This is a genomic window from Bowmanella dokdonensis (assembly GCF_017254865.1).
Lineage (GTDB): Bacteria > Pseudomonadota > Gammaproteobacteria > Enterobacterales > Alteromonadaceae > Bowmanella > Bowmanella dokdonensis.
The window spans coordinates 1-282 of record NZ_JAFKCV010000417.1 but is presented as its reverse complement, the minus strand read 5'-3'; the positions used below and the strand labels follow the sequence as shown (position 1 = coordinate 282).

Below are 282 nucleotides of genomic sequence, written 5' to 3'. Positions count from 1 at the left end.
CGGGTTTTACCATAACCATATCGGCGCCTTCGGCAAGGTCCTGGGCTATCTCACGCAGGGCTTCATCGCTGTTGGCGGGGTCCATCTGGTAACTCTTTTTGTTGCCGCCTTTAATGTTACCGGCAGAGCCGACCGCATCACGGAATGGGCCATAGTAGTTGGACGCATACTTGGCGGAATAGGCCATAATGCAGGTGTTAATGTGACCCTGGCGTTCTAATTCGCTGCGAATAAGACCGATGCGTCCGTCCATCATATCTGAGGGGGCCACAATATCGGCAC

1 protein-coding gene is annotated in these 282 nt (G+C 53.9%); it reads right to left on the bottom strand.

The window, feature by feature from the left end:
• The coding region (locus tag J0A66_RS23140) for a porphobilinogen synthase (RefSeq protein WP_500676680.1) at window positions 1-282 on the bottom strand (282 nt) is incomplete at both ends.